Below are 22,443 nucleotides of genomic sequence, written 5' to 3'. Positions count from 1 at the left end.
ATGGCACAAAACAAATCGGAGGTGTCATTCTTTGCAAACAGCACTGCAAAGAAGCAATAGAAGTTCAGCAGGATCAGTGTCTTTCTCAAAATCGTATCTGAAACTGGTTCTCCCCGTTTGATTCTGGAAAGGTTCATTCCCAAGGGAAAATCAGAACGTATCAATTCCGGAAAAACAGCCTCTTTGGAAAAGGAACTCTTTTTCTGGTAAGTCCGCATATTCTCCCCGAAGATCACACTCAGCAGCAGATCGACATTTCCGGACTTCTGCTTTTGGTGGGAAATTTCATTTTGATCTGCAATTGCATTTTGGGCAAGTTCTGTGGCTTCCTGTATCAGACACTTCGCATAGTGAATGGCAGTCTTTCTGGGCATCTGAAAATCCAGACGGTTTTCCCGGAAAAAGCAAAGCAGTTCTTCCGTGGAACCAACTTGCAGCAGTGCACTTTCCAGCTGACTGGTCTGCTCATAGCACATTTCTTCCTCTGTCGCACTTTCCTCATTTATCAGCTGTTCCGCCTGCTCTGCCAGAGACAGCATTTCCGGATACCCCAGTCCATTTCGCAGACAGTACCAGATCACCGTTTCTTTTGCACTGCGGAAATTGAAGGGACAGGAAAAGTACACCTTCTGAAAAAAAGAAGCCGTTTCCCGGTCGTTCAATCCCAGTGCAAAACAAAGCCGGAACAGACTGTCCCGGCTACGTTCGCCGCTGTTGGGACGAGTTCCGCAGAACCAGCTTTTGATGACTTCCGGATTGAGCGTTACCCCTCGCTGTTTACAGCATTCCCGGACATAGGCGATCTTTTCTTTGGCATCGTCTGCCTGTCCGGAAAATCCATGCTGTAAAAGCGTATCCGTCAAGCCCTCTGCAAATGTTTTGCACGGATAAGTCAGCAGGTACTCCGATGTGTAAGTTTCTTCATCGTCCTGCACAAAGCCATACTCAGATTCCAGAATGTCATCCAAACACTTTCTGGTAACCTCACCTGCACCTGCATACAATTCTTCTTCCGTCACACGATCGCCTCCTGCAAAGTCGTTTTTACAAAATAGATTTTTGGCATGGTATACTATAAAGGCAGAAAAAACTGCAAATCAATACAAAGGAGATTTTTTCAATGAAAGACACTTGCAACTACCCAGACGGCACATTTATCGGCATCATCACAGACATTCAGACAGTGGAAAAACCGTATCCCAGTGTTACAGTAACCGCTGCACTGGCGATCAACGGCAAGATTGCTAAGCATCAGAAATGTTTCAACAAGCCCTTTACCACCGGACGAGAAGCATTCCAGAATTTCTGCGAGGAGTTCGACCTGTTTTCCGATCGAACAGAACATCGAAATGACTACGTGCTGGAACTCGACTATGCCATTGGAACACCTTGCACCGCTGTCCTTTCTTCAGACCGTGGCTTTGAAAGCATCACACCTCTTGGCGATACAGATCTGAAAATTGCTTTCGGACTGGACGACTGCTACGAGAAGATCCGCTGGTTTCAGCCGGAAACCTACTGCACTGAGAAAGATATGGCAAACCTTGCTCCGGAGATCAGGGAACAGCGTCTGCAACTAAAACGAGATCTCATGCTGATAAAGAGCGTTTCTTATCAAAAGGCAGAACGGGAGATTCCGGCATTATTCCAAAACTACCGTCGTTTTCCGCCGCTGCAGCTGCATCGCCCCTGTGCCGGATTTATCGAAAAGATCCAGCTGAAAAAAGACCGCTTTCGTCCGGAAGAACTGACACTATACTGTTACGTTGCTATCATAGACAGAGGACACATCGTACACAGGGACTATTACATCAACCGCATTCGCTCTGTAGGGCGTGGCGATTACGAGCACTTCTGTGCGACGCTTGGGCTGCTCTATGAAGAGGACAACCCCAATGAGCTGATCGATCTGTGTGAGCTGCACAATGCCTGCTTTGTACCGCTTACCATCTATCTCTATCAGTCCCCGAAATCCGGAAACCTCTATGTAAACCGGCTGATGAAGTATTCTTCAGCGAACTTCCAGGACGAAATGGACATGATGCAGTTTGTCTGGGCTTATGAGCATTATTGCAACCAGGAACATGGCAGCTTCGATTTTTGCGAATGTTAAAGCTGCACCAACCCTGGAAAGACACTTCCGGCAATTGCCGCTGTGAAAGCTGCGGCAAAGTCGTTCCGGAACAGCAGCTGCATTGGGAAAAGCGATTAGGCTACTGTGACACGTGTTTTGCAGAAATTCGGAAATATACTCCCAAGAAATCATAACGGAAAGGATCGGCTGCACTGCAAGCCGGTCCTTTTTTTATTACAGCCGTAACATTTCTTTGAACAGACAGACGTTTGTCCTGCTCATTTGCTACAATAGAATCAAAGGGAATCTTTCTGCACCGCCACGGGAATTGTCGGATCAATCAAGTCCATGATCTCCACCTGCAGCACCTTTGCCAGTGCCACCAGTTCCATATCTGTCACAAATCGTTCTCCATTTTCGATGCGGCGGATAAAGTGGTGATCTACGTCATATCCGGCAATTTGCAGATTCTTTGCCAACTGTCGCTGAGAAAGCCCTTTTTCATGCCGGATCCGAATCAAATTCGGTCCGCAGATATTGTTGGTACCCAAGGTGGTTTTCAGTTTGAACATATTGGTTTCCCTCATTTGAAGATATGGTAAATATTATTTGACATCATATCTATTATATGATATAATGAGAATAGCGGTGGTTAATAGTATTCACCATTTGAAAAATAATTTTTTTGAGAAGAAATATGCTTATCAGAAAGGACGAGCTATCGATGAATCGTGAAGAAACATTAGAACGGCTGAGTTCAGAGATTTCTTGTGTACAAAAGCTATTGGATACCAAATATAGTGAGGTAATTGAAATTTCTTATCAGCAAAAGCTCCGGGAAATTCTGAAAAAAATGACTTTTTTTCAGGAAAAGCTAAAAAACAATACCTTTGAGATTTCCATTGTTGGCCTTGAAAAATCCGGAAAAAGTACTTTTGCAAACGCATTTATGGGGAATGATGTTCTTCCGACGAAAGACGCACGGTGCACATACACCGCAACCAGCATCCGGTTTGGCACGGAGAACGATGCACAGGTCGATTTCTACTCCGATGCACAGTTCAACGAGGAATTTCACAGAAAGCTGAACCTTCTCGGCATTGAAAACCCGCAGCATTGGAGCGAATGGTCAAAGGAATTGCTGGACAAAGAAACCGAACAATTGCCACCCTTGCGTTCGGAACAGAAAAATATCTATAACGACATCCTCGAAATCATCACAAATCGGAGCAGCATTCAAAATCTGATCGGTTCTGAATCTCTGCATTTTGTTAACCATGAACTAGAAACCGAGGTAAAGGAATACATCGAAAATCCTGCAAAAGCACTTGCCGTTAAGGAAATTGTGATACGCTCCGATAAGCTTTCCGCCATGCGAAATGCGATCATATATGATGTCCCAGGTTTCGATTCTCCGACACAACTACACAAAGACCAGACCAGAGCGTGGATGAAAAAATCGGATGCTGTCATTTTAATTGTCAATGCAGATCGCCCCAGTTTCAATGATTCTCTGGTACAGTTCTTTGAATCTGTGGACAAAGACGATGACGGCATTTCCATTGGGGAAAAGCTATTTGTTTTCGCAAACCGTGCAGATATTGCAACCACACTCCAGGATAATTTGCAGCGGATTCGAGAGGAACTGCAAAATTACAGAATCATGCCAACGGCATTGATTGCACAGCGCCTGACGGCCGGCTCCGCAAGGGCAAGAATTGAACTTGACAACGGCAATACGCAAAGTGCAATTTTACAAAGCCTAAAAGAAAAAGGACTTGCCGGAGACGGCATCGACACCATCCGCAGCCTGCTTGAAGACTACAACAATACCGTTCGCCTGCAAGTGATGCAGCAGCGCATTGCCAACTTAAAGGAAAATGTGCTCGCACTATTCAGTGAACTCCGACAGGAAAATCAGATCGACGGCAATTCCAGCATAGAATTGCAAATGGACAATCTGGTTGACGAACTAAAAAGAACGGCAAGGCAGAGAATCCATAACGCACTGGCAGAGTGCCGGACGCAAATTGTACAGCAGTGCAAAGAGAACAAGCCAATCACGGATAAAGTACGCAAAAATGCAATTCAAAGCATCGACCCTGTACGCTATCAGATCACCGAAGACGAGATTCGAAGAGCACAGTACGAGGAACTCTCCGGTGCAGGTGTTTTGGAGCGATTTGACGCATCCATACGGGACAGCAAATTTACTGCGATGTATGAGGAGTTTATCGACAATGTAGTACATTTGGCAGTGGAAGAGTATCGTGAGAGCGAAAAGAAGATTTTAACCGCATTTGAATCCGGTCTGGAACTGACACCTTCCCATCCTTTTTTCAAGGAGCTGGAGAAAGCACTGAAAAAGTACATCTCCGAACAATGCGGAAAAATTGCACCGGAAGGCTATTATAACAGCTTGATTCGCCGCTACTCCAGAAGCCTGTTTGAAATATTGATTTCCACACCCTTTGGAAACATCGCAAGATATAAAAAATTTGATGACGACCGACGCAACTTCTACAGCATCTCTCTGTTTACAGATGAAGAAAATCCGCAGATCCAGCCGGACAAACAGTCGATGCACTATCAGATCTTATTTCATCAGCAAATCAATTCCAACAATGACCCGCAAAGCAATTCTTTGAACGATGCAATTGTAAAGGTGGAATCTGTGACAAACGAAGTGATCGCAGTCAACAGCCCGCTGTACCACAATCTGCAAAACTTCTGTGAAAAGCATCCGAACAATGCACTCGCCGAACTGGACACCCTTCTGGCTCAACTCCCACCGGTTGAAACGGCAAATGCCAATGCAATTCCGCTCTTTGCCATTCAGGAAAATCCAGCAGTCACCAAGCTGAATCAGCTACTGGAACATGCACTACAAGAAAGTCCAAATTCCGCTGAAAGCCAGTTGACAGAAAGAGCATATGCGCAGTTCTTTCAGAACTACAGAAAAACAATTGAAAAGATTCCGAGCGAGTTCAACCAGGATGTCTGCATCCTGAAGAACATTTTAAACGAACAGGTCATGAATGCGGTTTCCATTGAAATTCCTTTCTTGGATCTGGTAAAGCAGGATATTATCAGCTTACAGAAAAGTCTGGAAACTGCGGCATTCACCTCGTTCATCAACATGGAAAAGGCACATATTTTAGAGGAAAAATACAATCAGCTGAATGCAGAGAATGAAAATCGGAAACGCAGGCTGGAAATCATTCGGGAAATCGACCGGATTCTCGCTGCGGAGGACTAAGGAAAAGGAGATAGAAAAATGTCTGAATTGCAAGCAGGAATGCAAATTGAATTAGATGATAACATGGGAACGATTCAAATCGTCCGGAAATTGGGAGAGGGCGGCCAGGGATATGTCTATCTGGTGGACTATCTCGGAAACCAGATGGCATTGAAATGGTACAAAAAAGGTTCGATAAAGGACATGGAGGGATTTCGCAAGAACCTGCAAAACAATATCCGGGAACAGGCTCCCACAGACTCATTCCTGTGGCCCGTTGCCATCACCCGTATGTACTACGATACATTTGGCTACATTATGAAACTGCGCCCCGATAACTACTATGACTTTTCTGATTTCCTGATCGGAAAGATTGACTTTTCCAGTGTTCACACGCTGCTGAATGCAGCCATCAACATTGTAGAGAGTTTCCGGATTCTGCATAACCGTGGATTCTCCTATCAGGATTTGAATGACGGCAACTTCTTCCTGAACCCTGAAACCGGAGATGTCTTGATCTGCGATAACGACAACGTTTCCCAGTTTGGAGAAAAGTCCGGGATTGCTGGAAAATGCAGATACATGGCACCATCTATCGTTGTAGGAAGAAAGACGCCGGATAAAAGAACTGACCAGTTTTCTCTTGCCGTTGTCCTTTTCCTGCTGCTGTTGAGAAACCACCCTCTGGAGGGCGAGCAGACGCAGAGTAAGGCCGTCATGACGGAACAACGACAGAAGCGCTATTACGGCGAATCCCCTGTTTTCATTGCCGACCCCAAGGATGCGTCCAACCGTCCGGTAAAGGGCGTGCACAATAACTTCCTGATGAGATGGCCGCAGATGCCGGTATATATTCAGAATACCTTTATCAAGGCTTTCAGCAAGGAAGTCATGTGCGAAGACAAAATGGGAATCACGGAAAAGGAGTGGCTGCAAAATCTGCTTCGGTTCCAGTCGGAAGTCATCATCTGTCCCAATTGCGGAAAAGAAACCAGATATACCACTGAAAATGCAACGTGTATGTGCTGTCATCAGCCGATCACGCACATTGGCTGGATCCAGACACAATATTTCCGCATTCCGATTTTCCCCAAGCAGGAGATTGTTACAGCCTACATCACAGATTGCTACGACCAAAACGAATGCCGGACAGTTACAGCAAAGGTCGTACAGAATAAAACCAAAACCAAAATTGCACTCATGAACAAGTCCGGCGAATCTTGGCGGATCAACAATGAAACTGTCGCTCCCGGAGAGCGTGTTCTGATTCAAAAGGGAATCCGCATTCAAATCAAAAATGAGTATATGGAAATCAAATAACAGAAGAGGAGACTAGACTATGTCTGAAAATCTAAGCAGTTTTCTGGGAAATGCAGAGAGCATCCCGAAAAGAGTCATGCCGATCTTTTTCCTGATCGATACCTCCGGAAGCATGGAGGGCAAAAAAATCGGTGCCGTCAATTCTGCAATCGAGGAACTGATTCCGGATCTGCGGCATCTTTCCGAATCGCAGGCAGATTCCGAAATCAAACTGAGCGTGTTGAAATTTTCCACCGGCTGTGAATGGGTCACACCTGCTCTGATGTCTCTGGACGCCTTTGATGATTGGGAACCGCTGGACGCCAACGGCCTGACCGATCTGGGAGCTGCATTTCTGGAGCTGAACGACAAGCTGTCCAAAAATGGATTCATGGACCGAGGCGCAGCATCTTCCGGATTTTATGCGCCTGTCATCCTGCTCCTCTCTGACGGCGAGCCAACAGATGACTACCTCACTGCACTGAAAAAGCTACAGCAAAATAAGTGGTATCAGGCTGCGTTGAAAATTGCAATCGCAATCGGCGAAGATGCCAACCGTGAAGTGCTGAAAAAAGCGATTCGCAATGTCGAACTTCTTTTCACTGTAAACGACATCGGAAGCCTCAAAAAGATCATCCGTTTCATTGCAGTCACCTCCTCACAGATTGCAAGCACCTCTGCAACGGTTTCCGAGGATTCTGCGGAAGCACCGGCAGATGTGAAGGACGTCCGTTCTACGTCTGCGGAACATCAGATGGCGGAAGCCGCAAAGGTTATGCTGGAAGAAGAAAAGGAATCTGCATACAGTAGTATAGAAAGCACCGAAGAATCGCCCGAACCGATGATACTGGGTTCGGATGATTCCGATGATGATGACGAATGGGATTAAACAATGATGATGTACGAAGGATTTGCCGTTTCAGAAAAGGGCTATCAGCATATCTTGAGCCATACCGTATGCCAGGACAGTACACAATATCTGCAGGATGCGAACTGTGTCGTTGCAACTGTGGCAGACGGTCACGGCAGCAAGCAGTACTTCCGGAGCGACCGAGGTTCCCGCTTTGCCGCAGAGATCGCTTGCAATAAGATTCGGGAATTTCTAAAATCAATCACCTTTCCGTTTCCAGACTCCAAAACGAAAAAAAGTGTGGTGACACAGCTGATCCACAGCATCATTACGGAATGGCATATTGCCGTGAGAAATGACCTGATCAAATCCCCTTTCACGCCGAACGAACTGGAGAGAGTGCCGGAAAAGTACCAGAAAACCTTTCAATTTTTCACCGAGGAAAACTACAGAGCACATACGGAAAGCGAGATCTCAGACCTGATACAAAAGGAGCATTCTCACGTACAGAAAGCCTACGGTACTACTCTAATTGCGGTCGGGTTATGCAAATCCTACGCCATCGGTCTGCACATCGGCGATGGGAAATGCGTTGCCCTATACGAGGACGGGAACATGGACGAGCCGATTCCATGGGATGAGAACTGCCATTTGAACCGCTGCACTTCCATTTGCGATAAAAATGCAGCCAGTGAATTTCGCTGCCACATCTGGGACAACCAGATTCCCGTTGCCATTTTTCTAGGAACGGACGGTATCGATGATACATTTGCCGAGATGCTGCACTCTTTTTACCGCAATGTTGCACTTGATTTTTTACACGACAATTTCCGAAAGCGAACAGAAATGCTGCAAGCCAATCTTGCAAACATCTCCAAATCCGGCAGTCATGACGATGTTTCCATTGCGGGGATTCTGGATGTGCAGAAGTTATCCGCTATCGAACAAACCTTACAACAGATCACAAAATTGGAGACGCTAACTGCACAAAAAAAGCATTTGCAGGACACCATTCAGGAATTGCAGTTTCAGCTGGAAAAGATGCAGCGCCTTTTGTCACAATCGGCTGAAACACCGGAAACCGAGGAAAAAATCAAGCGGTATCTGGAAAAGAAACGTAAAATCGAGGAAAAGTTCTCCGAACAGCAGCAGAAGCTGGCAAGTGTCACACGGGATATTACAGCAGTGCAAAGAGGCTGGGAAGAAAAAGATGAGGCTTCCGGTCAGGTGCAAGCTGCTGATACAGAGGAGAAAACACAAGACAACGCTGCAATCTGTCCCACGGTTTCAGAGGATGACCGGTCACAGGAAATCACAGCACAGCAAGATGCACAGGAAGCCTACATTCCCGCCTGTGAAACAGAAACCGCATCCGCACAGCCAGAGGAATTCTCTCTGGATGCAGCAGAACCGGATTCGGCAGAAAGCGACAATGCCGGCGAAGTAAATGACGCAGTTCCGGAAGAGATCATCAGCGAAAGCGAAAACGAATGGGAAGAGGAGTGAGAAACATGGCGATCAAAGAGGCACACATTGTTCTTGCACGCTGCCCCCAGTGCAACCGGCGCTTATACGGCATCCGAGTCGAAAAGCAGCCAGACCACTGGGCACTGACATGGGCGTTCCCGATTGACGAGAGCAAAGCAAAATCGGAGGGTTACGACGAAACTGTTTTGAACGGAACGTTTCACCCGTCCCCCGATTATAACGGCTGTCCCTTTTGCGGAACCAAAACTTTTTTACACTGTCCACGCTGTTCCAAGATTACCTGCTACCATGGGGAATCCTATGCAACGTGTGCCTGGTGCGGATTATCCGGGGAAACAAAAACACAAAACAACATGTCGCTAAAAGGCGGCAGTATGTGAGAAAAGAGGAATCTGATTATGAAGTGCAGCAAATGCAATAAGACATGGAGCTTGTTTGACGAAAAATTGTCAGATAAGCAGCATTGTCCCCATTGCAAAGAAAAATTTATCTCTAAGTTCCAGTATTTCGATTCGGTTTCGGAGGGAATTGCCTACTGTCTGGAAATGGGCGGAAAGGAAATCCTGAAAAACAAATCTAAAATGAACGCCTATATCAATGACCTGATGGGCAATGATTTTCCGGATCACAATCTGGTGAAAAACGCCATCGACAGCGACATCGGTTCGATTCTGATCGATGCAGACGAAAAGGACGAAAAAACAAAACAGGCTGCCGTACAGCAGGCCATTGGCAGACTGATTCGTGAATTCTCGACAGAGAAAAAGAAAGCCGAAGAAGTTGTCACGTATTTTACAGACGCATTGCAATGGAAACTTCCCGCAGCGGCAGCGGAAAAAACAGGGGCTGTGAATGCAACAGCGAATCCGGCTGCACCGAAGCCCGCTGCAAAAGCCGCCGCACCGCCGACACAGAAACAGCAGCCGGCAGTGTCGAATGCTTCTCAGACAAGCCCGAATCCGTCAGGTCAAAATGCAACATTTTCACCTGCTGCCACACCCGGAACTGCAACGCCTCTGAATGCTGCAATCGCCGGTCAGTCGAATCCTGCTGCAAATCCAAACGGACAGAATCCTCGGCAGCAAGCACCGAACGCTACCTTTCAGGGTGCACAGCCCTATCCTGTCCCGCCGGTGCCGAACGGACAGACTTATCCCAACGGAACGATTGCACCGCAAAATGCAAACGGTGCACTTCAAAACAATCCCAACAGCACTCTGAATTCGGAAAATGCTGCCGTCAAAAAGAAGAAGAAGTCGCCGCTTGGCTGCCTGATCGCAATCCTGATTCTGCTGCTCCTCCTCGCCGGGTTAGTCATCTGGTATCTGATGAGCCACAAAAATGAACCGGAGCAAACGGTGTCCACTCCTGCCATCGTCGCCGAAGTCGAAGAGAGCAGCGAAGCGTCCACCGAACTTGAAACAGAATCCGAAGAAGAGACCACGGAAGCAGAGCACATCACGGAAACGAAAGAGGAACAGACAACAGAAACAACAGAGAAAGCAGCTGACAACAATACAGCAGCTTACGAGGTAAAATCTTTAGCACACTATAACGAGTATGATGGGAAACAGAAGATTCAATATGATCCGGTGAACAATAGAATCTACTACTATATGGACAAAAAGGAAATCGCATATTATGATTTGAATACCGATCAATCGGAAACGGTGCTTGATCTATCCGAAACAGAATATAAAAACGCCTCCTTGGATTATGGCGTCAATCCGTTTAATGGAAAAGTGTATGCAGACATTCAAAATCTTGGCCTTTATGATATTGATGCTAATAAACTTGTTCTACCAGACGAATATACTGTTCTTGCTGAACTATTCTTTCCATCATCTGATGAGGTACTATATCAAAATAGAATTTTTTCTTTGAGCACAGGAGAACAGCTTTCTTCCGGAGAGGTTCCTTATGCTAGCTCTACTGTATATCCATTTTTATATAATAACGAATACTATTATTTAATGCACCTCGGGTGGTATTACGAAATTGTAAAGACAACACAATTACTGACTTCAAACGGAGATTACACGGAATTCATGGAAACAAATATTGACGAAAATAAGCCGTTTTTTGTAGATACAGATGCCGTGTACTACATGATGGAGGATCATTCCATCTATCAGGTGAATCTTAGCTATCAGGAATCCGAGGAAGATGTCTTGAATCGTGACGAAAACCATGACATTATGATCATAGACAGCAAAGACATCGAAAACTCCGGCACCAATTATCTCAGCGACAACATTGTAGCTTTCACCAAAATTGACGACTCCACATTCGCCGTTCTGGACGGTCTGGATAACTCCCTGAAATTGGTTTCGGCAAAGTAAGCCTTTTCTTACAAATTTCAACCCTATCACATAAAAAATCCGGCAAGGTTTCCTCCCAAACCTCACCGGATTTTTTCACTTCTTCCCTACTCTATCAGCTTCCCCTTACCGATTCCGCCGCAACGGCTCCTTTACATAGTACGACTCCGCATCATGCTCCATTCGCAGGTCATACTCCTTGACCGGAACATACAGATTATGCTCTGGAAAATCCCTTTTCCGCATCGAGATCCATTTCTTGTCATGTTCCGGATGTCTGGAAATTGGAAGCTCCGGCATATTCTTTCGATAGATACACCGAATGTTCGGGTGCAGCCATAGATGATCGATGCAAAACCAATATGTTTCTTCGATATCATCTACATACTTTGCCAGCGGTATGCTGCTTACCGCTTTTTCTTCTGCCACGGCAATACGAGCAAATGGTTCTGCAAATTGCAGATGATCCCAATCATTTTCCCTGTCACAATTCGACACCACCGGCATGACTTCGTCAATTTTATCCTCCGGCATTTGATGCTTTTTCGGATAATACTGCACAATGCAATAGGCTCCCAGCAGACGATTCAAATCGCAGTATACAGACTCCGCACAAGCCAGCAAGCCAAAATCCACACACAAATCACGAAATTGGCTGCTGCCCCATGTGGTCAGATAGCTGAAATATTTCACCTCTTCCTGCACAGTCACACCATCCCAAACCGCAAGAATCAGTTTCAGATGATAGTCGCAGCAATCCTCGTAAAGCAGATAATCTGTCACCATTGCCTTGTATCCTATTGTAAATTCGTTTGGTTTTCGTTTTTTCTGAGACATTGAAAATTCCTCCTGTTTCGTTATCGGCTGCAATGCTTCTGCAGCTGCAGTATCAGTATAACACTTTGGATTTTCAGTTTGTAAAAACGAGTTGTTTTCGGAAAGGTGCTGCGAAAACCACATCACTTTTCTCACCCGTATCAACCCCCAACCTCAAATATATATTATAATTCCGGTAAGGTAAATCTTTCAGCCTTACCGGAATTTTTGTTTTTGGAGGAACTTGAAATGGAAGAAGAAGTAAGAATCTGCGACTACTGCGGAAGAGTACTTGCGGAGGAAGAAGGCACACCGGTAGACGATGAGCTGCTCTGCGACGACTGTGTTGAGGAACACTGTGTCACCTGCGACCACTGCGGCGAGACGATCTGGGAACAGAACAGCGTCTCCGATGAAGACACCTGCCTTTGTCAGGACTGCTTTGATGCCCACTACTACCGCTGCGAATCCTGCGGACAGATCGTTCCGGAAAGCATCGTCTGCTGTCACAGTGACTTGCCCTACTGCGAAAGATGCTTTGACGAGTTTGAGGACGAGATCGAGGAATACGGCTACAAACCCACACCTATCTTTTACGGAAACGGAAAACGATACTTCGGTGTGGAACTGGAAGTGGATGAAGGCGGCAAAGATAACGACAACGCTGCAGCTCTCAAAAACATCGCCAATGTGCACGAGGAAAACATTTACATCAAGTCGGACGGCAGCTTGGAGGACGGCTTTGAGATCGTTTCCCACCCCATGACCTTAGAGTATCACACAGAGGAAATGAACTGGAAGGAAGTCCTTCGGGAGGCAGTTGCCATGGGCTACCGTTCTCACCAGACCAGTACTTGCGGTCTGCATGTTCATGTCAATCGAAACGCTTTCGGAGATAACCAGGCAGAACAGGAAGATGTCATCAGCCGCATCCTGTTTTTTGTAGAAAAGCACTGGAATGAACTCTTTACGTTCAGCAGACGCAGCAGCTACAACATGAGCCGCTGGAGTGCAAGATTCGGCTTTGAGAAAACCGGCAAACAAATCCTGGAGAAAGCGAAAAGCGGATGCAACGGCAGATACGTTGCGGTCAATTTGAACAACTACCACACCATCGAATTTCGCCTGTTCCGAGGCACCCTCAAATACAACACATTCATCGCCACACTGCAGATGGTCAACCACATCTGTGATGCGGCGATTTCTTTGTCTGAGGAAGGTATCGATGCCATGAGCTGGTCGGAATTTATAAGTTCCATCGAAGAACCGGAACTGATCCAGTATCTGAAAGAGAGAAGGCTGTACGTCAATGAGTATGTGATGGAAAGTGAGGAGATGTAACATGTGTGCAGTGTTTGGATTTTTAGACTACAAGGGAAAGGTGAGCAATGTGATCTTAAAGAAATTGATACACTACCTCTCGGTAGCGGCGGAAGTCCGTGGCACAGACGCAACGGGAATCACCTACGTCCGGGGCGGCAGCATCGTCACCTACAAAAAGCCGAAACCGGCACACAAGGTCAAGCTGTTCTTTCCCAGAGACACACGATCGGTCATCGGGCACACCCGGTTCACGACACAGGGCAGCGAGAAACGGAACTGCAACAACCACCCGTTCGATGGACACTGCGGCACAGAGGCGTTCGCCCTCGCCCACAACGGCGTGCTGTACAACGACAGGGAGCTTCGCCGGGAACAGCCTCTCTCGCCAACCCCGATCGAAACCGACACCTACGTCGCCGTGCAGCTTCTGGAACAGGGACAGCAGCTGGACACGGAAAACATCAAACGCATGGCAGAACTGGTGGAGGGCAGCTTTGTCTTTACGATTTTGAAAAACGACAATACATTGTTTCTGGTGAAGGGCAATAATCCTTTGACGGTTTATCATTTTCCCACACTGGGATTGTACGTTTACGCCAGCACAAAGAGCATTTTGGACAATGCTTTGAAAAAGGTAAATCTGAATGGCAAGTACAGCGAAGTCGATGTTTCAGAGGGTGAAATCGTCAAAATATCTTCGAGTGGCAATCTCCATAAGAGCACATTTGAAATGCAGGACTACATCCACACCATGTTCAACCCGTACAATTGGAATCAACTGGACTATGCAAAATGGTGGATGGAAGATGAGCGGGAAGAATTGTTGCTGGAGTACTGCGGCACATTTGGCGTTTCGGAAGAAGAAGTAGAATTGTTGCTGGAAGTCGGCTATGATCCGGACGAAATCGAAGAACTGCTCATGGATACAGCGGCAATGGAGGAAGCAATTAGCGAGGCAAAAACACTGTTACAGTGTGAAGCATAAAATGAAAAATTGGAGGAATTTGACATGAAGGAATTTATCGCAGGACTGGTACTGACACTGGTGATCGGCGGCATCGGGATCGCCATCGAAATGCAGGAACGGGAGGAGGTGAAGTACATCAATGCCGATTGCAATTGAAATGTTTCTGGCGGGTGTTGCCTGCGGCGTAGAACTGCTGGCACTGGTCAAGAAGAGTAAGTGAGGAAAACATTGTTCGTGGGAGGCTTGGCGTGATGCTGAGCCTCTTTTTTTAGAGCAAGATCGGAGGAAAATCATGCAAAAATTACGCTCTATTGCAACTATTTCAAATGCTGCAATGCCGTCAGATCTCAAATCATATCTGGTGCAGAAAATGGAAAACATCGAAAAAACCTATCACTGTGACATGGGTGATATCCTTTCTGTAATTCTCTTAGAAAAACAGGAGCAACCTTATCTGCTTAACAAAGGATTGGAATTCTATGAGATTCTTTCCTTTTCCCATGCTGACTGGATCCACACTGTCTGGGCATCTTCGGACGGATACAGCGAGGATATCTACATTCCGTTTTCCACAGAAACGCAGAAACTTGTGGAAAGAAGGTGCTGCTGATGTTTTCAGAAAACCGCTATTTGACCAAAAGAATCCATGAGGAACTGCCGCTTTTTCTGCAATTATTTCTCTGGAACTGCATTGCAGAACTGCCTGTTCCAAAGGATTATCTGCAAATATTTCGACTTTCCGGAGCTGGCAGTCAGCAGATCGTTTTGCATTGTCAGGAAGTTCCGCCTTATGAAAAATGCTATCAATTTGCCGTGCCGTTTTCGCCGGTCACAGCGAAAATCTATGTGATTGCAGAATATGATGCAAACCAAAAGCCCTATGCCACCATGCTGTTTGCAGAAGAATACTAAGTGCTTTTCTTCCCTTTTCAAGAAAAGCCCGAAGAACATTCCGTTATACTTTTCAAAGGAGGCGGTTTTATGCCATATACCGGTCATGTGCGAAAGCGGACGACCAAATCCGGGATCACAACCTATCAGGTCATCGTGGAAGAAGAATCCTCTTTTGCCAACGGAAAACGCAAACGCTATTACAAGACCATTCAGGGCGGGAAAAAACAAGCAGAAAAAGTCATGCGGAATATGATCCATGAACTGGAAACCAGAACTTTTGTCAAAGACAATCGAATCACGGTTCGGGATTTCATGCACCAATGGCTGGAGATCTATGTGAAAAATCAGCTCTCCCCCACCACTGTACAGCACTATATCGATCAGACGGAAAAGTACATCATTCCACAGTTTGGAGATACCTGTTTGCAGCAACTAAAAAACATTGACATTCAGAAATGGATCTTTTCTCTGCAAAAGGCATCTCCCAGAACCGGAAAGCCGCTTTCACCCAAAACGATCAAAAACATTATGTTGAATCTCTCGGCGGCAATGAAAAAGGCAGTCATGCTGGAACTGATTCCGAAGAATCCCTGTGACGATCTCACGCTGCCCAAGCTGGAACATTACCAACCGGAAGTGTACAGCATGGAAGAAGTGGAGACCCTGCTGCAATGTGCCAGAAACACTGTCCTTTATCTGCCGCTGATGATCGAGATTTGTTTGGGCCTGCGGCGTGGAGAACTGCTCGCACTGCGGTGGCATCATGTGGATTTTCAAACCGGCTGTCTTACTGTCGAAGAAAATCTGGTAACTGTCAACAATCAAACGATCACCAAAGCCCCGAAAACACAGAGCGGCAGACGGGAGATTCAGATTCCCGGAACGCTGCTGCGGCTGTTGAAAAACACCAAAGCGGAACGCCACGCCGGACAAAATGATTACATCGTCTGCCAGGAGGACGGCTCTCCCTACAAAAGCGATTCCTTTTCCATGAAGTTTCGGCGATTTCTGAAAGCGAATGATCTGAAGCACATTCGGTTTCATGACCTTCGGCATATCAATGCCACGATCATGCTTTCGTTGGGTATCTCTCCCAAAGTTGCACAAGAGCGGCTGGGACATTCCAGCTATCAGATCACCATGGACATTTACAGTCATGTGCTGAAAAAAGTCGAGCAGGAAGCCGCCGACAAGCTGGATGCTGCTCTGTTTGAACAGAACCCTGCATAAGAAAAATACCTGGAATTCCAACAACGGGATTCCAGGTATTTTTTTCGGAAGTGGAAGAAGATTTTATAGAGAGTTTGGGGAAGGGTATCACTTTTTTCACTGGGTGGGGTGGTGAGGAAAGAAATGTTTCCTTTTACAACCATCTTCAATTTTCAGAAAAATCAGCATTCTAACCTTCAATTTTAATGTCAAAGTCCCACTCCACCAACAAAATTAAAAATGCTGCAGGCATCCGGAACTTTTCAGACGTTTTCAGCCCCGTCCTATCAAAAATGGGCATTCTGCCATTTCATGCCGACGGATTCGCCGACGAGCACGAACCATTGCCGACCTGGCAGTTTTCAAGTCAAAAAAAAATGAGCCGAGAAAACTCGACTCACAAGGCCTGACAAAAAACAAGAAATAGGATATAATAAAAAGAACATTCAGGCAAATGAGTAATCATTTCTTCCTTTCCGATTACTTCCACTTGCTTGAATGTTCTTTTCGTTTTGGAAACGCACGTCACAAATGATACAATGCACACCCACCAAGCAAAGGGAGTGCGTTCTGCACCCCACACCCCTCAAATTTTCTGCACCAACTCCGTCCCATCTTTCAAAACAAACATAATTTTTCCATCTCGATGCACCACTGCTTTTTCTACAGCAGCCAGCCACAATTGTGTATCAAATTCCGGCAGCATCCCATTTTGTCCGTTCAATGCTCTTTGAAAGCCCTGAATCTGTTCCCGTCTTGCCAACCGCTCTGCTCGCTGTTCCTGCAGAGTGGTTTCTTGTTTCTGCAGCGGTTCATACTGTCCCACCAGTGCCTGATACCGTTCCTCATACTTTTCCTGATCCTGCACAATTTCACTGTTCTCCCGAACATATCCCTGCACCTGTTCCGAAATCCGCATTTTCTGCGTTTCCAGTTCCTGCAATTGATACTCCAAATCCGTACAGTCTGTGAGCAGTTCCAGCATCACCTGACAGTTTTCCAGAATCGCTTTCCGCTTTTGCAGCAATTCCTGAACGGCTGCCTGAAACCGCTGCTGTATGACGCTCTCCTGCAAATGGGGTGTCTGGCATTTGCACACCCCTTGGAATTTATGATTGCACTGCCAGATCACCTGCCGATACTTGCTGTTGGAATGCCAGACTTTTGCTCCGAAGAAATTTCCGCAGTCGCCGCAGACAAGCCGGGCAGCAAATATGCTTTTCCCATTGTATTGCCGCCGCAGGTTTTGCCTCCGCAGCAATTCTGCCTGCACCAGTTCAAATTCCTCCGGCACTATGATGGCAGGGTGACTTTCCTCAATGTAGTATTGATGTATCGGAAGAAATAACAGAATCAACAAGCGAGAAAAAGTCCTTAAATGGTTTGATTTATGGAATTGGCGGAATTATCCTCGCAGGAATCGCTGTTCTTGCAGGATTTTTGATAAAAAAGAAAAGAGGTTAAGATTATGATTTATAAACATGATTATCAGAGAATGGCACTTGACACCGACAGAATGATGATTACGCAGTGTGGCAATGATTATCACGATTACAGTAACAACAAACTTGCGTGTATCTATATCAAGTGGGCAGAGGAACATTGTCCTGAACGTTTGCAGGCAGAAACAGATAAGGGCAGAATCTATGTCCATATTGATGAGCGTATCACTGAATGCGAAAAAGAAAAATGGAAAATCTGGAATAAAATGCGTGATACAGATTCTGAATATGCACTTGCGATAAAAAATGCTGACACGGCTAAGGTTTGGCAGCTTGAAAATCTCTTTGAGTTGCAGGCTGAGGAGATTTCGGTTCAGAGGTGCTTGCTTGTGTAGCCATGCTTTGGGTTATTGCTTTTCTGCAAAAATCAACAAAACTCCGTTTGGTTTAATTTGAACCAAACGAGTTTTGTTTTTATTCTCTAATATCTTCTGAAAGTTTCAATTTTCGATATTCCTTTTTAGGATATATTGCAATGAACTTGAACCCGTAATTTCTTTAAAGCACTGAATAAACCAACAATTACTAAGCCCTCTGATTTGGAATACTTTCATAAAAAGCACGACAATTATTTATTATATTGCTTGTTTGTATTTTGCTGTTGAAAAAAATAATTGAATATGTTATAATATTAATTGACAAATATACTGCCACCAATAAAATACATTTAGAATGGAGGGCGATGCCCATGATTCGTATTGCAGCCGTGGATGATGATAGCATATTTTTACAGGAATTAAAGGACATTATTTCTTTGCAAATTGACAATCATCAATATCCCTATAAATTGGATCTATATAATGATTCAGAAATTTTTTTAGAGTGCCTGCTGAAAACGCCGTATGATCTTGTGTTTTTAGATATGGATATGCCTAAATACGATGGCATTTCTATCGCAAAAAAACTGTCTGCTCAAAATATCGATACTACAGTAATTATTGTAACAGAACATGAACACTATGCTCGTGTAGGCTATCGATATCATGTATTTCGTTTTGTACGCAAAGGTTACTTAGCAGAAGAGATTCAAGAACCCATAAAATCATTTCTGTCGGAAAAAGTAAATATGAAACATAACATAATCTTAAATACAGATAATGGTATGGTAAAGAATATTGAACTGAGCAAGATTGTATACCTTGTATCCGTTGGACATTATATTTCTCTAAAAGAATATGGCTCTGCTGATAATATAAACCTCATTTCGGGTAAATACACGATGAATCAGTTTGAATCGCAATTCGAACCATACGGTTTTTTAAGAATACATAAATCATATTTAGTGAATTTTAGATATGTTGTCAAGATCCAATACGATAAAATGACAATTTCAGAAAGTGCTGGAATATATAAAGCCTTACCAATTAGTCACAAGAAAAGTTCTGATATACGGAAAAAAGTCGATTTGTTATTTAGGAAAGAAGACAGATTATGATGATGATAAATATATTTGGTGTTATTTCGGAATGTGTGATTATCACATACTTTTTATGTAAATATTTCGGATTCAGGTATCATGATTATGCAATTGTAAAATCAAGTTTATTTTTTATAATCATAGCTATTTATGATTATGCTTCTGGAAGATATATTCCATCTGAATTTGTTGCTTTTTGGGGTTTCTTTTTACTGACTTTTTTGTTTTCATTTATATTTTTAAAGGGAAATGTATTGGAGAAAATTGCAACTTGTGCATTAACCTTTATTCTTATTGCATCAATTAACCTACCCATTCTTGCGATTTCAAGTGCCATTACAAATCAATATCCTGATGCTATATTGAACAGTAATGGAAAAACAGATGTTTTAATATTAGATACCTTCTTTTCTAAAATTATTTATTTTGGTGTTTTACAAGCAATATTGCTTTTTCGAAGAAAAGAAAAGATTGTACTAAAAGCGAAAGAATGGATTGTTATTATAGCTTCATTCATTATATCCATTCTGATCGCATCATTGGTTCGTTTGCTATTGATAACGCATAGCACACAACCTTTTTTTTATTTTTTTATTGCACTGTGTCTAACAGCACTTGATTTGATTATTCTTCTATTTATTATATGGGTCAACCGTTCCATTTCTATTCGAGAAGAGAACTTACAAATTAGATTGAGATTGGAAAAGCAAGAAAAGGAAACAAAGCTTATTAATGAAAAATATGAAGAAATATCTATGCTTAGACACGACTTTAAAAAGCATCTTCATAATATTGATAAGTTGCTTGATAGTGATGAATTAGATAACGCAAGGAATTATATGAAAGGCTTACTAGAACAGCAAAATGACTCCTTATTGCGGACAATTCATTCAGATCAAACAATTTTGGATTCTCTGATAAATGAAAAAATTCAAGAAGCAAAAGAAACAGGAATAGACATTACATGTCGATTGATTACAACTATACCAGATAAATTGCAGATGGATGTGTGTTCCATATTAACTAATTTAATCGATAATGCCATTGAAAACAGTCCTTTTTCTATAAATAGTAGAATTATTATAATTATACAACAATCACACGGATACTATCGTATAACAGTAAAGAATACTATCACTCATTCCGTCTTAAAATATAATCATGACTTACATACGAAAAAACTAAATCGAGAGCAGCACGGTTGGGGGTTAAAATCTGTGCATCGTATTGCTGAAAATCATGGTGGTAGAGTTGATGTTTACGAGGAAAACAATATGTTTATTGTTGCTGTAATTTTGCAAGATGACTGAAAGCTGTGATTAAAGCCACACGTTAAACGGGTGGTTTGAGAAAAAACTATAAGGGCATATTACGGACACGCCCCTTAAGTGGGCTGAGAAAGGTTTGCCAACTGCATTTCATTCTCAGCTACCCCCTTAAGGGGTATTCTTTTTTATTTCTTACTGCTTTTCTTTTTCCCTTCAGTATTTTTCGAATGTGCTAAACTACTTATATCGTCTCTTTTCATGATGATACCTCCTTTGTTTTTTATTGTTAGGTTGGCAGACCTTAACCTTATTATAACTCTGGAGGTTATTTTTTCTACCCATAGCTTTAAGCTTTTTGACCCCCTCCCGATTTAACTGGGGTATTGTGCAAAAAATGTAACTTGGTGCAAAAAAATGTAACTTGGTGCAAAAACTATTGAATTGTTTTGTGATATATGATAAAATACATTCCAGAAAGGCATGATAGTATGATAGAAAAAATATCAAAACAGATCACAAATCATCTAACACAAAAAAACGTAATAAAATCGGAAACTGCTGAAATGTATAGATATGGAATTGAACTCGTTATATCAACATTTATCGGCATAGTTCTCATATTATTGTGTGGATTGGTTTTTGATATGTTTTGGATGACGGTTCTATACTATGCTATATTCTTTACAATTCGACGATTTGCAGGCGGGTATCATGCTAATACATATATGGGATGTAAGGTAGTCTTAGTGATATCAACAATAGTGATTTTGGCGATTACAAAATCTCTTGCCTTTCTAAAATCATATTCGTTGATTATGCACATCTTACTTTTGATTTTTTCAATATCCACTTTGATTCAATTATCTCCAATCGATAGTGAAAACAAGCCTCTGGATACGAAGCAGGAAAAAAGATGTAAGCTGATTGTATCGGTTTTGTCGATATCATTTGCAATAATCAGCCTGCCTGTGTATTATTTGAAAGTAGAATGTGCCTGTGTAATTGCACTTACATTGGTTTTAATTGCAATTATGCAAATTGTCGAAATTTTACGAAGGGGGTGAGTAATATGAGCAATAGTAATAAAATCATCTTGAAATCGGTAGCTAAGCTTGCTAAAAGTGCTGCACGCTGTGCTTCTGGAGCTGCTTCTTTTTTTGATTTTCACCAACCAAAGGAACCAGAAAATCTGAAAGCAATGCTGAACAGCGAAGAGAAGAAGTAATGCACATTTAAAAATCAAATTGCTAAAGCTAAAGAATATGTGCAATGATAAGGAGGAATATCATTATGGCAAACGCCAGAAAAATTGTAGCAGCTATCATGGCTGCCACAGCACTTGCTACAACTGCTATGAGTGGAATCAGTGCAAGTGCTTCCTATAAGGATGATGAGTTAACTTACTTTTCTGTAAGTGGATACAGCGAGCGTAGTACAAAAGTACGTGAAAAAGAAGATTCAACTTCTGCAAGTATTAAAATTGTCTCAACTAATCCTTCAGGCTGCAAGGCAACGGTAAAAGTCTATGGCAATTATTCACAAAGCACATCTGGCGGTGTAAACAAAACAGCTGGAACCCCTAAGGTTGTTGGAGCCTCTTCTTACTACACATACCTTCCTAATTATGTTTGGGAGCATATGAAGAAAGATAGCTCTGGACATGTGCATGACCATATCTATGCGTATCTTACATTAAGAACGTATTCGAATCCTCAGGCTAAACCTGACTTTTCCATCGTGAAGGGCTATTGGAGTCCAGACAGTATCTAAACAATAT

At 43.6% G+C, this 22,443-nt stretch carries 22 protein-coding genes; 18 read left to right on the top strand and 4 right to left on the bottom strand.

Features of this window, described 5'->3' with window-relative positions:
• The coding region (locus tag DXB92_RS09400; RefSeq protein WP_147330046.1) for a hypothetical protein at positions 1-1,019 on the bottom strand (1,019 nt) is incomplete at its 3' end.
• Between the two features lie 101 nt (positions 1,020-1,120).
• Between DXB92_RS09400 and DXB92_RS09395 the strand changes: the two genes are divergently transcribed.
• On the top strand, positions 1,121-2,113 hold the full coding sequence (locus DXB92_RS09395) for a hypothetical protein (protein WP_117733679.1): 993 nt from the start codon (positions 1,121-1,123) through the stop codon (positions 2,111-2,113).
• A gap of 257 nt (positions 2,114-2,370) precedes the next feature.
• Here DXB92_RS09395 and DXB92_RS09390 read toward each other — a convergent pair whose 3' ends face one another.
• Positions 2,371-2,646: a helix-turn-helix transcriptional regulator gene (locus DXB92_RS09390; RefSeq protein ID WP_046434219.1), complete on the bottom strand. Its 276-nt coding sequence runs from the start codon at positions 2,644-2,646 to the stop codon at positions 2,371-2,373.
• Between the two features lie 152 nt (positions 2,647-2,798).
• Here DXB92_RS09390 and DXB92_RS09385 point away from each other — a divergent pair, with 152 nt between their 5' ends.
• Genes DXB92_RS09385 through DXB92_RS09360 form a run of 6 tightly spaced genes read left to right on the top strand, consistent with a single transcriptional unit; the run spans position 2,799 to position 11,291 of the window.
• Positions 2,799-5,333 (top strand): dynamin family protein, encoded by a 2,535-nt coding sequence (locus DXB92_RS09385; RefSeq protein WP_187118445.1) that lies wholly within the window; start codon positions 2,799-2,801, stop codon positions 5,331-5,333.
• 18 nt (positions 5,334-5,351) lie between these two features.
• Positions 5,352-6,632 carry a serine/threonine-protein kinase gene (locus tag DXB92_RS09380; RefSeq protein WP_021682921.1) on the top strand — a complete coding sequence of 427 codons (1,281 nt, stop codon included), beginning with the start codon at positions 5,352-5,354 and terminating at the stop codon, positions 6,630-6,632.
• A gap of 19 nt (positions 6,633-6,651) precedes the next feature.
• Positions 6,652-7,500: a VWA domain-containing protein gene (locus DXB92_RS09375; protein WP_021682920.1), complete on the top strand. Its 849-nt coding sequence runs from the start codon at positions 6,652-6,654 to the stop codon at positions 7,498-7,500.
• 3 nt (positions 7,501-7,503) lie between these two features.
• Positions 7,504-8,967, top strand: coding sequence for a protein phosphatase 2C domain-containing protein (locus tag DXB92_RS09370; RefSeq protein WP_117733677.1), 1,464 nt, complete (start codon positions 7,504-7,506; stop codon positions 8,965-8,967).
• Between the two features lie 5 nt (positions 8,968-8,972).
• Entirely contained in the window at positions 8,973-9,329 is a 357-nt protein-coding gene (locus DXB92_RS09365; RefSeq protein ID WP_177435715.1) for a TerY-C metal binding domain-containing protein, read from the top strand.
• Positions 9,330-9,347: 18 nt separating this feature from the next.
• The gene (locus tag DXB92_RS09360) at positions 9,348-11,291 is read left to right on the top strand and encodes a hypothetical protein (protein WP_117733675.1); all 1,944 of its coding nucleotides are present in this window, start codon (positions 9,348-9,350) and stop codon (positions 11,289-11,291) included.
• Positions 11,292-11,396: 105 nt separating this feature from the next.
• Here the strand turns inward: DXB92_RS09360 and DXB92_RS09355 are convergent, their stop codons facing one another.
• A complete protein-coding gene (locus DXB92_RS09355; RefSeq protein ID WP_117733674.1) occupies positions 11,397-12,107 on the bottom strand; it encodes a hypothetical protein in 711 nt (236 codons plus the stop codon).
• 228 nt (positions 12,108-12,335) lie between these two features.
• Between DXB92_RS09355 and DXB92_RS09350 the strand changes: the two genes are divergently transcribed.
• From DXB92_RS09350 to DXB92_RS09330, 5 genes are all read left to right on the top strand, one after another.
• A complete protein-coding gene (locus tag DXB92_RS09350) occupies positions 12,336-13,427 on the top strand; it encodes an amidoligase family protein (RefSeq protein WP_117733673.1) in 1,092 nt (363 codons plus the stop codon).
• Between the two features lies 1 nt (position 13,428).
• On the top strand, positions 13,429-14,394 hold the full coding sequence (locus tag DXB92_RS09345) for a class II glutamine amidotransferase (protein WP_117733672.1): 966 nt from the start codon (positions 13,429-13,431) through the stop codon (positions 14,392-14,394).
• Positions 14,395-14,668: 274 nt separating this feature from the next.
• On the top strand, positions 14,669-14,986 hold the full coding sequence (locus DXB92_RS09340; protein WP_117733671.1) for a hypothetical protein: 318 nt from the start codon (positions 14,669-14,671) through the stop codon (positions 14,984-14,986).
• Complete coding sequence (locus tag DXB92_RS09335) at positions 14,986-15,288, top strand: DUF960 domain-containing protein (protein ID WP_117733670.1); 303 nt, start codon at positions 14,986-14,988, stop codon at positions 15,286-15,288. The genes DXB92_RS09340 and DXB92_RS09335 overlap by 1 nt, the downstream gene beginning before the upstream one ends.
• A 69-nt stretch (positions 15,289-15,357) precedes the next feature.
• Positions 15,358-16,500: a site-specific integrase gene (locus DXB92_RS09330; protein WP_117733669.1), complete on the top strand. Its 1,143-nt coding sequence runs from the start codon at positions 15,358-15,360 to the stop codon at positions 16,498-16,500.
• Positions 16,501-17,065: 565 nt separating this feature from the next.
• Here DXB92_RS09330 and DXB92_RS09325 read toward each other — a convergent pair.
• Positions 17,066-17,839, bottom strand: coding sequence for a recombinase zinc beta ribbon domain-containing protein (locus tag DXB92_RS09325; protein ID WP_117733668.1), 774 nt, complete (start codon positions 17,837-17,839; stop codon positions 17,066-17,068).
• A gap of 108 nt (positions 17,840-17,947) precedes the next feature.
• On the opposite strand from DXB92_RS09325, the gene DXB92_RS09320 reads away from it, so the two are divergent.
• From DXB92_RS09320 to DXB92_RS09290, 6 genes are all read left to right on the top strand, one after another.
• Entirely contained in the window at positions 17,948-18,316 is a 369-nt protein-coding gene (locus DXB92_RS09320) for a hypothetical protein (RefSeq protein ID WP_117733667.1), read from the top strand.
• Positions 18,317-18,669: 353 nt separating this feature from the next.
• Positions 18,670-19,416: a LytTR family DNA-binding domain-containing protein gene (locus DXB92_RS09310; protein WP_181977012.1), complete on the top strand. Its 747-nt coding sequence runs from the start codon at positions 18,670-18,672 to the stop codon at positions 19,414-19,416.
• Positions 19,413-20,708 carry a GHKL domain-containing protein gene (locus tag DXB92_RS09305; protein WP_117733665.1) on the top strand — a complete coding sequence of 432 codons (1,296 nt, stop codon included), beginning with the start codon at positions 19,413-19,415 and terminating at the stop codon, positions 20,706-20,708. Before DXB92_RS09310 ends, DXB92_RS09305 begins: the two co-directional genes overlap by 4 nt.
• 446 nt (positions 20,709-21,154) lie before the next feature.
• Complete coding sequence (locus DXB92_RS09300) at positions 21,155-21,730, top strand: accessory gene regulator B family protein (RefSeq protein ID WP_187118444.1); 576 nt, start codon at positions 21,155-21,157, stop codon at positions 21,728-21,730.
• Positions 21,731-21,735: 5 nt separating this feature from the next.
• Positions 21,736-21,891 carry a cyclic lactone autoinducer peptide gene (locus DXB92_RS09295; protein ID WP_181977011.1) on the top strand — a complete coding sequence of 52 codons (156 nt, stop codon included), beginning with the start codon at positions 21,736-21,738 and terminating at the stop codon, positions 21,889-21,891.
• 65 nt (positions 21,892-21,956) lie between these two features.
• Complete coding sequence (locus DXB92_RS09290) at positions 21,957-22,436, top strand: DUF2712 domain-containing protein (RefSeq protein ID WP_117733662.1); 480 nt, start codon at positions 21,957-21,959, stop codon at positions 22,434-22,436.
• The last annotated feature ends 7 nt before the right edge of the window (positions 22,437-22,443 follow it).

Origin of the sequence: Ruminococcus sp. OM06-36AC (genome assembly GCF_003438725.1) — a bacterium.
Classification (GTDB): Bacteria; Bacillota; Clostridia; order Oscillospirales; family Ruminococcaceae; genus Ruminococcus_C; species Ruminococcus_C callidus.
Note: the sequence above shows the minus strand (reverse complement) of the source record. Positions and strands in the feature narration are given on the sequence as shown.